The sequence below is a fragment of the Streptomyces sp. genome (genome assembly GCF_036566765.1).
Taxonomy (GTDB): domain Bacteria; phylum Actinomycetota; class Actinomycetes; order Streptomycetales; family Streptomycetaceae; genus Streptomyces.
Window position 1 is genome coordinate 1 of sequence record NZ_DATCVQ010000430.1, and the last position, 12506, is coordinate 12506.

Genomic DNA, 12506 nt, shown 5'->3' on the forward strand with positions numbered 1-12506 from the left:
CAGCCGGCCGGTGCGGCGGTACGCGCGGGCCCGGCGGAGCGCCTCGTACAGGCCGAAGCCGCAGAGCGCCACGGCGAAGCCGAGCACGGGGGTGCCGCCGACGGCGGCGAGCGGCAGGAAGATCCCGTCGGCCTGCCCGAAGGCGATCTTGCCCCAGGGGAAGCCGCCGAACGGGGCCCGGGCGCGGGCCGCCTCGCCCGCGATCCAGACGGCCGCGGCCCACAGGGGCCAGCCGGGCAGCTTCGACACGGCCGCGATGCCGAGACCGGAGGCCGCCACGAAGACGGCCTCGGCCGCGACGAGGGCGATCCACGGTCCGGGGCCGACGACCGCGCCGGTCCAGATCAGCAGCGGGGCGAGGAACCCCAGGCCGACGAGGTAGCCGAGCCCGAAGCCGGCCCGCAGCCGCCGGCCGCGCAGGGTCCAGCCGAGCAGCGCGAAGCCGGGCAGCGCCAGCCACCACAGGGGTCTGGGCGGGAAGCTCAGGTAGAGCAGGACCCCGGACAGCACGGCGGCGGCGGGCCGCGCCAGGCGTCGTGGCAGCCCCGCCCGCGCGGGGGACGCGGAGGGCTGGGCGGGCTCGGACGCGTCGACGGGAGTCATGGTGGTGCTCACAAGGCGGAGTCTACGGTGGGGCCGGGGGCGCAGGAGGTCGGTGCAACCGCCCTTTTCCCGGCGATGCCGCAACGTTCCTGCACGAAGTCTCCCCACATCCCGTGCACTGCCGTTACCGTGACGGCGGCTCCGGCGCGCGGCCCGATCGGCCTGCGCGCGGTGCCGTCACAGTCGGGGGGTCGACGGGGATGACTGCGCGAGTGGCCGAACGGCCGACCGTGCGCGAGCACGGGCACGCCACCGACGTCGCCGGGGTCCTGGTCCTCGGCGCGTGCGTGCTCTGGGCGCTGATCAGCGCCGCCGGGCGCGACGCCCGGCCCGAGGGGGTGGTCCTCGCGGTGCTCGCGGTGGCCGCGGGGTACGCCGTGGGCCGGATCGTCGGCACGCTGCTGCCGGTCGCCGCGGCGACCGCGGCGGCGCTGGGGCTGCTGGGGTTCGTACTGTTCCCCGGGGACGGCGTGCCGGGCGCGGTGGACGCCGCCGTCCCGATGGGCCGTACGGGGGCGTCGGCCGCGCTCCTCGTCCTGGCGGCCGGGGCGGCCTGCTGCGCGGCCGCGGCGGCCGGACCGGGTCCGCTGCGCACGGCGCTGCGGGCGCTGGCCGTGGTCGTCGCCGGGACGGCGGCGGTGCTGGGCTCGGCGGTGGGCATGGTGGCCACGGTCGGCGTGCTGCTGTGCTCCCTGGCCGCGGTCCGCATGCGCCGCCGCGTCCTCGGCCTGGCGGGGCTCGCGCTGGCCACCGGCCTTGTGGTCGGCGGATCCTGGGCGGTCGCGGAGGACGCGCTGCCGGAGGGCCCGGCGGTCTCCGCGGAGAGCCTGCTGACCGGCCACCGGGTGCTGCTGTGGCGGGACGCGCTCGCGATGGTCCGGGAGGACCCGGTACGCGGGGTCGGCCCCGACCGCTTCGGGGGCCTCAGCCCGACGGCCCAGCAGACGCTGTACGCGGACGGCAAACCGCACTCGGCCGCGCTCCAACAGGCGGCGGAACTGGGCGTGCCGGGGGTCGTGCTGCTCGGCGCGGCGTACGGCTGGCTGCTCTGCGGCCTCGCCTCCTCACCCCGCCCCACCCCGGTCGTCCTCACCGCCGCCGCGACCCTCACCGCCCTCGCGGCCCTGGCCTCGGTCGGCAACGCCCTCAGCTTCACCCCCGTCACCGCCGCCGCAGGCCTCCTGGCCGGTCTGGCGACGGCCCGCACGGCGGCCGTGGCGACGCCGGAGGTCGAGGTAGAGGCCGACGTTCCGTAGAGGGCCGTACGCCCCCTACACCCCCGCCGTCGGCGTCGCGCGTCGGAGGTGGCCGCGGATGACGCGGACGGCGGCCTCCGCGTCGTCGACCGTGACCGTGAAGCTGCGGCCGTCGCCGAGGGTGAGGACCAGGCCCTCGCCGCGGCGGACCACGACCGCGGTGCCCATCTCGGGACGCCAGCGGTAGCCCCAGCCGCCCCACTGGCGCGGGTCGACCCGGGGGGCGAACTCCGCGCCGACGACGTGCGAGAGCGGGATGCGGCGGCGCGGCAGGCCCATGTGCCCGCAGCGCACCTCCATCGCGCGCGCGTCGACCTTCACCGCGACGTGGACGAACGCGAGGGTGCCGAACATGATCAGGAGACCGGCCGCGACGCAGCCGATCACGGACATCAGCAGCGGCGTGATGCCAGAGGTCCACGGGTTTCCGACGGCCAGCTCGATGCCCAGCGCCGCGAAGCCCGCGCCCAGGGCCGCGAGTACCCACTGCACACGGTTGGTCGCCCGACCGGTCCAGATCTCGGGCACGGGTCCTTCGCCGCGCCGCTCGTCTCGGGGATGGTCCCTCATGAGTGGCAGCCTACTCACGTTCCGCTCACACGGCGCTTCGCCAAGCGGCCTCAGCGGGCGGACGCCACCGTCCCGAGCAGCCGCCCCTCCGGGTACGCGAGCGCGGCCTGCGGGAGTACGGACGTACGGCCGCTGTGCAGCACGGTCAGCCCTCCGGTGAGAGCCCGCTCGGGCGCGGGCTCCGCGCCGATGCGGCGCAGCGCCTGTGCCGCTACTGCCCCGGCGGAGCCGTGCAAAACGACCGGCGGCAGGCCCGCGGGCTGTACCGCCGTACGGATGAGGTCGGCGACGAGCTCGTAGTGCGTGCAGCCGAGGACGACCGCGCGGACGTCGCGCGGGGTGAGCGCGGCGGCCGCGGCGACGGCCCGCTCGACGGCTGCGGCGTCCGCCGCCTCCACGGCGTCGGCGAGGCCCGGGCAGGGCACCTCGGTGACCTCGACGCCGTCCGCGAACTCGCGGATGAGCCCTCGCTGGTACGGGCTGCCGGTCGTCGCCGGGGTCGCCCAGATCGCGACGGGACCGCCGCTCGCCGCCGCGGGCTTGATCGCTGGGACGGTGCCGATGACGGGGATGCCGGGCTCCAGCTCGGCGCGCAGGGTGGGCAGCGCGTGCACGGAGGCGGTGTTGCAGGCGACGACGAGCGCGTCCGGCTCGTGGGCGGCGGCCGCGCGGGCCACCGCGAGCGCCCGCTCGACGATGTCGTCGCAGGAGCGGGGGCCCCAGGGCATGCCGTCGGGGTCGGAGGAGAGCACCAGATCGGCGTCCGGCCGCAGCCGGCGCACCGCGGCCGCCGCGGCGAGGAGGCCCGTACCGGAGTCCATGAGGGCGATCTTCACCCGGTTACCCTAACCGACCGCCCTTGCACTCCCGGCGATCTGGGGCAGACTGCGGCGAATGAGCGCCATTGCCTGGATCGCCGTGGGTTCGCTGGCCGCCTGGGGGTGGCTGCTGCTGGGTCAGGGGTTCTTCTGGCGGACCGACCAGCGGCTTCCCGCACGGGTCGAGCCGCCGGTGTGGCCCCGCGTCGCCGTGGTCGTACCGGCGCGGGACGAGGCCGAGGTGCTGCCGGTCAGCCTGCCGTCGCTGCTCGCCCAGGACTATCCGGGCCCGGCCGAAGTCGTGCTGGTCGACGACGGCAGCACGGACGGCACGGGGAAGCTGGCGCGCGAACTGGCCGACCGCTTCGGCGGGCTCCCCCTCACGGTGATCTCCCCCGGAGAACCGGAACCGGGCTGGACGGGCAAGCTCTGGGCCCTGAAACACGGCATCGCCCGAGCCCGAGCGGGCTGCCCGCCACCGGACGGGGGCCTCCCCGCACCCGTCACCCCCGAATACCTCCTGCTCACCGACGCCGACATCGCGCACGAGCCCGACAGTCTGCGGCGGCTGGTCGCCACGGCCGGGGCGAATGGGCTCGATCTGGTGTCGCAGATGGCGCGGCTTCGGGTGGCGAGCGCCTGGGAGCGGTTGATCGTGCCCGCGTTCGTCTACTTCTTCGCGCAGCTCTACCCGTTCCGCTGGATCAACGACCCGGGCGCGCGGACGGCCGCGGCGGCCGGCGGTTGTGTGCTTCTGCGCACGGAGGCGGCCGTGCGGGCGCGGGTGCCGGAGGCGATCCGGCAGGCGGTGATCGACGACGTGTCGCTGGCGCGCGCGGTGCAGGGGTCCGGCGGGCGGATCTGGCTGGGGCTCGCGGAGCGGGTGGACAGCGTGCGGCCGTATCCGCGCCTCGCGGACCTGTGGCGGATGGTGTCCCGCAGCGCGTACGCCCAGCTCCGGCATAGTCCGCCGCTGCTCGCCGGGACGGTCGCGGGCCTCGCGCTGGTCTACCTCACTCCCCCGACCGCGCTGGCGTACGGGCTGCTCGCCGGTGACGCGCCGGCCGGGTGGGCCGGTGGCGCGGCGTGGGCGGTGATGGCCGGGACGTACGTACCCATGCTCCGCTACTACGCGCAGCCGCTGTGGCTCGCGCCGCTGCTGCCGTTCACCGCGCTCCTCTATCTGTTCATGACGGTGGACTCGGCGGTGCAGCACTACCGGGGGCGCGGCGCGGCCTGGAAGGGGCGAACGTACGCCCGCCCCGAGGCCGCGCCGGACCGCTGAACCGCTGAACCGCTGAACCGCAGAACCGCAGAACCGATTCCGCCGGACTCCCCCGGCCTCCCTCGCGTCACTTGCGTCCCGGGGTCCAGTTCATGCCCCAGCCGTACGCCTGGTCGACGGTGCGCTGCGGGCTGACGCCGCGCGCGGGCACCAGGTAGCGCGCCTCGCGCTGGACGACCAGGTCGCCGCCGTTGTTGGTGAGCAGCGCCAGCGCGCAGACGGTGGAGGGGACGGTGCACTCGTCGAGGGAGAAGTCGATGGGCGCACCGTGCTGCGGCTGGAGGGTGACCGTGGCGTGCAGGTCGGCGAAGCTGCGCGCGCCCTCGTAGATGGTGACGAAGACGAGCACGCGGCGGAGCTTGTCACGGTGGTCGAGGTTGATGGTGAGGTTCTCACCGGCCGCGAGCGCTCCGGTCCGGTCGTCGCCGTCGAGGTGGATGTACGGGGGGTGGTGCAGCGCGCCGAAGGCGTTGCCGAGCGCCTGCACGACGCCCTTGCGACCGTCCGACAGCTCGTACAGGGCGCACAGGTCGAGGTCCAGGTCGGAGTGCTGGGCGACGGCGCGGCCGAACTTCGCGCCCCAGCCCGAGAACTGCCTGCGCACCTCCCAGTTGAGGTTCACCCGCATCCCGCCCGAGGTGCCGCCCTGCTTGGCGAGGGAGACGGACGGCGAGTCCTTCGTGAGGGTGACTTTCGACAGGCGCACGGGCTGCGGCGGCGCGGCCGGCACGGGCGCGGGAGGCGGCGTCGGGGTGAAGGAGGCGGTCGGCATGGAGGGCATCGTCGGCTGGCTTGCGATGGTGGGCGCGGGCGGCGCGGGGGCCCGAACGGTAGGCGCGGGCGGCGCGGGCGCCCGGACGGTGGGCGCGGGCACGGGGGCCTGCGGCGCCGGGCGCTGCGGCTCGTCGACCGTGATGCCGAAGTCCGTGGCGAGCCCCTCCAGGCCGGAGCCGTATCCCTGTCCGACCGCGCGGAACTTCCAGGCCCCCTGCCGGCGGTACAGCTCGCCGAGGATGAACGCGGTCTCGACCGTCGCGTCCGTGCTGTCGTAGCGGGCCAGTTCGGAGCCGGACCCGGCGTCGACGATCCGTACGTACAGTCCGGGCACCCGCCCGAACGTGCCGCCGTCCACCGAGGCGGCGAGCACGATCCGATCGATCGCGGGCTCGACCCGCTCCAGGTCGACGCTCAGCGTGTCCGTGACGGCCCCGCCGACGGTGCGCTTCCCGTCGTGCCGCACCGAGCCGGAACCGTGCGCCGGCTGGTTGTAGAAGACGAAGTCGGCGTCGGAGCGCACTTTCCCCGATACGAGGAGTAGCGCCGAGGCGTCGACGTCCGGAACGCCCCCGGTTGAACGCCAGCCCAATTCGACGCGGACGCTCCGCGCCGCCACCGGAACATTGGCCCCTTTAAGCATGGACATGATCGCCCCCATCGCGAGTCCGCGTGCACGGAGATTTCGTACGCCAACCTATTCCGAAGGAGCCTTCTCGGGGGCGGAAGTGGCGTCGAAGACCCATTGATACGTCACCGGGGACCCGTCGGTAACCCCTCCTCAGCTCGGCCTTTACAAGATCAACGCTCTAGTTGTCGCCCGTTTTTGTCAGATTCGCTCGCATTGGGGAATCCACGGTCACTGGAAGCTCGTCAAACAACCCGCTTATCGGGCTCCCCAACCAGCACATCGTGGGCTTAACTTATGTGCCATGACCTCCCCCCGCTCCACCTACGGCGGCGGCTACTACTCCGCCATGTCGTTCCCCGACACCCCGATCTACGACTCCCTGGTCGCGGAGCGGGGCACCCCTCAGATCGCGCCGATCCGAGTGCCCGCCGCCTACGACACCGGCAACAGCTATCTGCCGGCGCTCCCCGCGGCTCTTCCCGCCCTCCCGGCGGCCCCCAGCCATCCGACCCCGGCCTACAACGGCGGCTCGTACGGCTACCCGCAGCAGATGCAGCCGGTCGCGCCCGCGCCGCTGCAGCACGCTCCGGCCCCGTACATCCCGCAGCAGCCCGTCGCCCCGCGCGGCTACGGCTACCCGGCCCCCCAGGCCCCGCAGCCGCAGCCGCCCCGGCCGATGGCCACCGGCTACGAGGCGATGCGCCCGGCGGCCCCACGGCCCGTCCCGGCGCAGGCCCCGTACGACGACCCGTACAACCGCCCGTACCAGGGCGGCGGGTACTGACCTACTAAGGGGCGCGGAGCCGCTCCGGGCACGGAGCGGCTGGCAGGATGTCCGCATGTCGAATCCTGTGGTGCGTTCCGTCCATATCCACCCGGTCAAGGCGATGCGCGGGTTCGCGCCCGCCGAGGCGGAGGTCCAGCCATGGGGACTGGCCGGTGACCGCCGCTGGACCGTGGTGGACGCGTCGGGCAAGGTCGTGACCCAACGCCGTCATCCGCAGATGGCGTTGGCGTCGGCGGAGCTCCTGGCGGGCGGGGACATACGCGTGTCCGCGCCCGGCCGGGAGCCGCTGACGGTGGAGGTGCCGGAACCGTCGGCAACGATCCGGGTGGAGGTCTTCGAGACCCCGGTCGAGGCGGTCCCGGCGGGCGGAGCGGCGGACGCCTGGTTCAGCTCCTACCTGGACGCCGAGGTCCGTCTGGTGCACATGGACGACCCGGCGCGCCGGCGTCCGGTGGACCCCGAGTACGCGCTGCCGGGCGAGACGGTCTCGTTCGCCGACGGCTACCCCCTCCTGGTCACCGCCACCTCGTCCCTGGACGCCCTCAACTCGCTGATCGCGCAGGGCGATCGCGCCGACGAGGGCCCGCTCCCGATGAACCGCTTCCGGCCGAACCTCGTCGTCGAGGGCACCGCGCCCTGGGCCGAGGACGGCTGGACCCGGCTCGCGGTCGGCGAGGTCTCCTTCCGCGTCGCCCGGACCTGCGGCCGCTGCGTGGTGACGACGACCGACCAGCTCACCGGCGAGCGGGGCAAGGAGCCGCTGCGCACCCTCGCCCGCCACCGCAAGCAGGGCAATCGGCTGATCTTCGGTCAGAACCTGGTGCCGGAGCACACCGGCGTGGTGCGGGTCGGCGACGAGGTCAAGATCCTCGACTGAGCGCGCTGAACGAAGCCGCCGGCCGTCCGTGATGCGGACGGCCGGCGCGCGGGGAACCCGCCGTGGGGGCACACTCGTTGCAGGAGCAGTGAGCAGTGAGCCGAGGGGGTGCGGACCGTGCGGGCAGCCACCGGGCTCTGGCGCTGGCGGCACAATCCCCTGCGCCGGACCACGGACCTGGTCGAGGCCTGGGTCGCGCTCGTCGCCGTCCTGCTGCTCGCGCTCGGCGCGCCTGGGGTCGGCCTGTGGGCCGGCGCTCGCGCCGACGCATCGCTCCAACGGTCGGCGCGCGCCCAGCAGCTGCAGCGGCACCCGACCACGGCGCGGGTGGTGCGGGAGGCCGATGCGCCCGCGCAGACCGTGCAGAATCCCGACGCCGCCGGCGAACGCGAGGTGCGCACGGCGGTGGTGGCGCGCTGGACGGGGCCCGACGGCAGCCCCCGCTCCGGCACAGTGCGGACGCTGGCCCGGGACCCCGAGCCCGGGGACGCCTTCCGGATGTGGACGGACACAGGCGGCCGGCCCGTGCCCGCGCCGATGGGGTCCGACACGGCCCGGGCCCACGCCCTGTTCGCGGGCCTCGGCGCGGCCGTCGCGGTCGCGGTCGCCGTCGAGTTCGCGCGGCGGACCGTCGTACGCTCACTGATACGGCGGCGGTACGCGTATCTGGACCGCGCCTGGGCCAGGAGCGGTCCGGACTGGGGTCGTACCGGCACGGGGAGCTGAGCCGCGGCGGCAGGGGAGCCGACCCGTCACCCCCTGCGCGCCGCGCGCGCTACGGTGGGGCATCGCATCGGATCAGCGACGACGCATGAGGCGGGGGCAAGACACACCCATGGCACAGGGCACGGTCCAGGTGACGCACACCGGCACATCGCGGTGGCGGCGCCGCACGGGTGAGTACGCCAGCCTCGCGGCCGCCCTGGAGGCCGCCGGCGACGGGGACATCCTCACCGTCGCGCCCGGCACGTACCGGGAGAACCTCGTGATCCGACGGGCCGTCACGCTGCGCGGACCGGACGGCGGGCTCGGCTCGGTGCGGATCGCGCCGGCGGACGGAGTCCCGCTGACCGTACGGGCGTCGGCGACCGTCCAGGACCTGCACGTCGAGGGCCAGGACGCGGCGGCGCCCGCCCTCCTGGTCGAGGACGGCACCCCGGAGCTGCTGGATCTGCGGATCGTGACCCGCTCGGCGGCCGGGCTCGAAGTGCGCGGCGCGGCCCGGCCCACCGTGCGGCGCTGCACCGTCGACAACCCGGCGGGCGTCGGGCTCGCGGTGCTCGACGGCGCGGGCGGGGTGTTCGAGGAGTGCGAGATCGTCTCCGCCGGCCAGTCGGGCGTCTCGGTGCGCGGGGCCGCCCATCCGCGCCTGGAGCGCTGCCGGATCCATCACGCGTCGGGCGCGGGCATCTCCGTGACCGGCGAGGGCAGCGCGCTGGAGGGCATCGGCTGCGAGGTGTACGAGATCAAGGGCACCGGCGTCCAGGTCACCGGGCGCGGCACGGCCCACCTCACGGACTCCTCCGTGCACCGCACCTCCGCGGACGGCGTCACCCTGGACACCGACGCGGTGCTGAACCTCTCCGACTGCGACATCCACGACATCCCCGAGAACGCGATCGACCTGCGCTCCCGCTCGGTGCTGACGCTGACCCGGTCGACCGTGCGCCGCTTCGGGCGCAACGGCCTGTCGGTGTGGGACCCGGGCACCCGGGTGGACGCCAACCAGTGCGAGATCCACGACAGTACGGGCGACTACCCGGCGGTCTGGGTCAGCGACGGGGCGACCGCCGTGCTGGAGTCCTGCCGGGTGCACGACGTGCCGGACGCGCTGTTCGTGCTCGACCGCGGCTCGCGGGTCGACGTGGTGGACAGCGACCTGTCGCAGGTGCGCAACACGGCGGTGTCGGTGAGCGACGGCGCGTCCGCGCAGCTCGACGACTGCCGGATCCGCGAGGCGTCCACCGGGGCATGGTTCCGGGACCACGGCAGCGGCGGCACGCTCGCCGGCTGCACCATCGACTCCGTGCAGACCGGGGTCATCGTCACCAAGGGCGCCGACCCGACGATCGACCGGGTCACCGTCGCCTCCCCGGCCGAGGCCGGTTTCTATGTCTCGGCGGAGGGCCGCGGCTCGTTCCTCGGCTGCCGGGTGACCGGCAGCGGGGGCTACGGCTTCCATGTGATGGACGGCTGCCGGACCACGCTGCGCAAGTGCCGTACGGAGCGGTGCGCCCGCGGCGGCTACGAGTTCGCCCAGGACGGGCCGACGGTGGAGGACTGCACCAGCGACGAGAGCGGGGTGCGCAAGGCGCCGGCCGACTCCGGTGCGACCGTGCTGACGGCGACGCAGACCACCGGGCTGCTCGGCACCGTCCCGGCGCCGCGCTCCCCCGTCACGCCCGAGCCGGCGCCGGTCGCGGAGCCCGTGCCGGCGCTCGATGCTCGTTCTTCGCAGGACGTGCTCGGCGAACTGGACGCGCTGGTGGGCCTGGAGAGCGTCAAGCTCGAGGTCCGCACGCTCACCAACATGATCGAGGTGGGCCGCAGACGGCAGCAGGCCGGTCTGAAGGCGGCCTCCGTCCGCCGCCATCTCGTCTTCACCGGCAACCCGGGCACCGGCAAGACGACGGTGGCCCGGCTGTACGGCGAGATCCTGGCCTCGCTGGGCGTCCTGGAGCGCGGTCATCTGGTCGAGGTGTCCCGGGTCGACCTGGTCGGCGAGCACATCGGCTCGACGGCGATCCGCACCCAGGAGGCGTTCGACCGGGCGCGCGGCGGGGTGCTGTTCGTCGACGAGGCGTACGCGCTGTCGCCGGAGGACTCCGGCCGGGACTTCGGGCGCGAGGCGATCGACACGCTGGTGAAGCTCATGGAGGACCACCGGGACGCGGTGGTCGTCATCGTGGCCGGGTACACCGCGGAGATGGAGCGGTTCCTGACCGTCAACCCCGGTGTGGCGTCCCGGTTCTCACGGACCATCACCTTCAGCGACTACGTGCCGGACGAGCTGCTGCGGATCGTCGGGCAGCAGGCCGACGAGCACGAGTACCGGCTGGCCGACGGCACGGCCGAGGCGCTGCTGAAGTACTTCACGGAGCTGCCGAAGGGCCCCGCCTTCGGCAACGGCCGTACCGCGCGGCAGACGTTCGAGTCGATGGTGGAGCGGCACGCGGGCCGGGTCGCCGCGCTCGCCGAGGCGAGCACGGACGACCTGACCCTGCTCTACCCGGAGGACCTGCCCGAACTGCCCTGACTGCCCTGACCGCCCTGACTGCCCTGGCTGCCCTGACCTCCCTGGCTATCCTCGTTGTTCGAGCCTCCCTGACCTCCCGAACTCCCCTGATCCGTCCGGTCGTCGGAGCGCTGCCGGGGCAGCGCGGGCGGCAACCGGTCGAGCAGGACGGTCCGTTCGGCGGCGAACGCCGGGTCGGCCTGGTAGTCGGAGTGGCCGAGGACCGGCTCGGGCAGCGGGTGGGTGTGGTCGCGGCCGTAGACCAGCGGGTCGAGCAGGGCGTCCCGGTCGACGGCCGGCTTGTCGCCGTCGGCGGGGACCCGGACCGGGCCGCCGATGGGGTCGGTGGCCCGCCACAGGTTGCGCCAGCAGTGCACCTCGCCGTGCAGGGCCCCCAGTTGGCGCGGGCCGAAGTAGGCCGGGAACCAGCGGCCGTAGAGCCGCTCCAGCGGGGAGCCGTAGGTGAGCAGGGCAACGCGTCGGCGGGTGTGCTCGGGCAGCTGCCAGACCGCGGCGGCGGCGAGCACGCTGCCCTGGGAGTGGCCGGAGATGACCAGTCGGCCGCCGGTGGTGGCGGTCCAGGAGATCATCCGCCAGGTCAGGTCGGGGACGGCCCGCTCGGCGTAGCAGGGCGGGGCGAACGGGTGGGCGGCGCGCGGCCAGAAGGTGCCGACGTCCCACAGGATGCCGATGGTGCGGCGGGCGGAGGCGTCCTTGTAGGCGCGCCGGCCCCAGGTGACGAAGAGTATGAACCCGAAGCCGATCAGCCAGGACCCGGTCGCCTGGGCGGCGTCGGCGGCGGAGGCGATCACGGGGTGCGCGCCGTCGAAGGCCCTGCCGGGCACGTTGCGGCTGGACCAGGCGCCGGCCACGGCGCCCGCGCCGAGCAGCAGGGTGGCGCCGGAGACGATGCCGAGGAGGACGGGCGCGGCGTCGGTGAGCCCGGCCGCGGCGCGGGTCGATGCGATGCGCCGGGTGCGTACGGGGTCGGGGGTGCGGACGCCGTAGTCGGCGTCCACGTCGGTGGAGAGGCGGCGGGCGGTCAGGGCGGTGCGGAACGCGAGGACGCCGATGGGGACGACGAGGGCGAGCAGCAGCACCGGGATGACGGACGCCTGCCAGCTCAGCAGCACCGGCGGGCCGACGATCCGGCCGCCGCCGGCGCCGGGGGTGCCGGGTCCGTCCAGCCAGTCGGCGACGCGCTGGGCGACGCCGCCGGTCATGACGCCGCCGAGGGCGCAGGCGAGCATGGCGACGGCGGGGCCGCCGAGGCCGTACATGGCGGTGCGCGGGTGCGGTGCGCTGCGGTGCAGGGACAGGGCGACGACGCCGAGGGCGACGACGAGCACGCCCTGGGCGAGCGTGACGACGCGGAAGGTGACGTCGCCGGGGAGCGCGCCGGCGGACTCCCAGCCGGGGCGCGACCAGGCGGCGTACCCGAGGGCGACCGCGAGCAGGATCAGCGAGGTCGCGGGCAGCCGGCCGACGAGGGTGCGGTCGACGGCGTGGTCGAGGCGCTTCTCGCTGCGGCCGCGGCGGCACACCACCCAGACGCAGACCGAGCCGGCGACCGCGAGGGCCGCCTCCAGCGTCCAGGCGAGGGCGGCCTGGGCGGCGCCGCCGGACTCGCGGTCGTGCCGGGCGGCCGCGCCGCACACCGCGGCGGCGAC

At 74.8% G+C, this 12506-nt stretch carries 10 protein-coding genes and 1 pseudogene; 6 read left to right on the forward strand and 5 right to left on the reverse strand.

All coding sequences use genetic code 11. The features are described 5' to 3' along the window. A pseudogene (locus VIU94_RS25530) lies at positions 1 to 615 on the reverse strand (apolipoprotein N-acyltransferase); the annotation flags it as partial. 188 nt (positions 616 to 803) lie between these two features. Between VIU94_RS25530 and VIU94_RS25535 the strand changes: the two are divergent. Next, positions 804 to 1859 (forward strand): O-antigen ligase family protein, encoded by a 1056-nt coding sequence (locus VIU94_RS25535; protein ID WP_331914526.1) that lies wholly within the window; start codon positions 804 to 806, stop codon positions 1857 to 1859. Positions 1860 to 1874: 15 nt separating this feature from the next. Here VIU94_RS25535 and VIU94_RS25540 read toward each other — a convergent pair whose 3' ends face one another. Continuing rightward, positions 1875 to 2429 (reverse strand): hypothetical protein, encoded by a 555-nt coding sequence (locus VIU94_RS25540; protein WP_331914528.1) that lies wholly within the window; start codon positions 2427 to 2429, stop codon positions 1875 to 1877. A gap of 50 nt (positions 2430 to 2479) precedes the next feature. Then, complete coding sequence (locus VIU94_RS25545; RefSeq protein ID WP_331914530.1) at positions 2480 to 3265, reverse strand: glutamate racemase; 786 nt, start codon at positions 3263 to 3265, stop codon at positions 2480 to 2482. A 58-nt stretch (positions 3266 to 3323) separates the two neighbouring features. Between VIU94_RS25545 and VIU94_RS25550 the strand changes: the two genes are divergently transcribed. Continuing rightward, the gene (locus VIU94_RS25550) at positions 3324 to 4532 is read left to right on the forward strand and encodes a glycosyltransferase (RefSeq protein ID WP_331914532.1); all 1209 of its coding nucleotides are present in this window, start codon (positions 3324 to 3326) and stop codon (positions 4530 to 4532) included. Positions 4533 to 4599: 67 nt separating this feature from the next. On the opposite strand, the gene VIU94_RS25555 is transcribed toward VIU94_RS25550, so the two are convergent. After that, entirely contained in the window at positions 4600 to 5967 is a 1368-nt protein-coding gene (locus VIU94_RS25555) for a TerD family protein (protein ID WP_331914534.1), read from the reverse strand. A 271-nt stretch (positions 5968 to 6238) separates the two neighbouring features. Here VIU94_RS25555 and VIU94_RS25560 point away from each other — a divergent pair, with 271 nt between their 5' ends. The 4 genes from VIU94_RS25560 to VIU94_RS25575 all read left to right on the forward strand — a co-directional run bounded on the left by VIU94_RS25560 (position 6239) and on the right by VIU94_RS25575 (position 10857). Then, positions 6239 to 6721 carry a DUF6643 family protein gene (locus VIU94_RS25560; protein WP_331914536.1) on the forward strand — a complete coding sequence of 161 codons (483 nt, stop codon included), beginning with the start codon at positions 6239 to 6241 and terminating at the stop codon, positions 6719 to 6721. A 55-nt stretch (positions 6722 to 6776) separates the two neighbouring features. Beyond that, positions 6777 to 7601: an MOSC domain-containing protein gene (locus tag VIU94_RS25565; RefSeq protein ID WP_331914538.1), complete on the forward strand. Its 825-nt coding sequence runs from the start codon at positions 6777 to 6779 to the stop codon at positions 7599 to 7601. A 117-nt stretch (positions 7602 to 7718) separates the two neighbouring features. Then, entirely contained in the window at positions 7719 to 8327 is a 609-nt protein-coding gene (locus tag VIU94_RS25570; RefSeq protein WP_331914540.1) for an Rv1733c family protein, read from the forward strand. Between the two features lie 109 nt (positions 8328 to 8436). Further along, the gene (locus VIU94_RS25575; protein ID WP_331914542.1) at positions 8437 to 10857 is read left to right on the forward strand and encodes a right-handed parallel beta-helix repeat-containing protein; all 2421 of its coding nucleotides are present in this window, start codon (positions 8437 to 8439) and stop codon (positions 10855 to 10857) included. On the opposite strand, the gene VIU94_RS25580 is transcribed toward VIU94_RS25575, so the two are convergent. Continuing rightward, positions 10827 to 12506: hypothetical protein (locus VIU94_RS25580; RefSeq protein WP_331914544.1), on the reverse strand; the 1680-nt coding region annotated here is incomplete at its 5' end. The genes VIU94_RS25575 and VIU94_RS25580 overlap by 31 nt on opposite strands.

Coding starts and splice junctions, on each gene's coding strand:
- VIU94_RS25575 (WP_331914542.1), top strand. CDS start 8,437: ATGGCACAGGGCACGGTCCAGGTGACGCACACCGGCACATCGCGGTGG.
- VIU94_RS25550 (WP_331914532.1), top strand. CDS start 3,324: ATGAGCGCCATTGCCTGGATCGCCGTGGGTTCGCTGGCCGCCTGGGGG.
- VIU94_RS25535 (WP_331914526.1), top strand. CDS start 804: ATGACTGCGCGAGTGGCCGAACGGCCGACCGTGCGCGAGCACGGGCAC.
- VIU94_RS25540 (WP_331914528.1), bottom strand. CDS start 2,429: ATGAGGGACCATCCCCGAGACGAGCGGCGCGGCGAAGGACCCGTGCCC.
- VIU94_RS25555 (WP_331914534.1), bottom strand. CDS start 5,967: ATGGGGGCGATCATGTCCATGCTTAAAGGGGCCAATGTTCCGGTGGCG.
- VIU94_RS25560 (WP_331914536.1), top strand. CDS start 6,239: ATGACCTCCCCCCGCTCCACCTACGGCGGCGGCTACTACTCCGCCATG.
- VIU94_RS25565 (WP_331914538.1), top strand. CDS start 6,777: ATGTCGAATCCTGTGGTGCGTTCCGTCCATATCCACCCGGTCAAGGCG.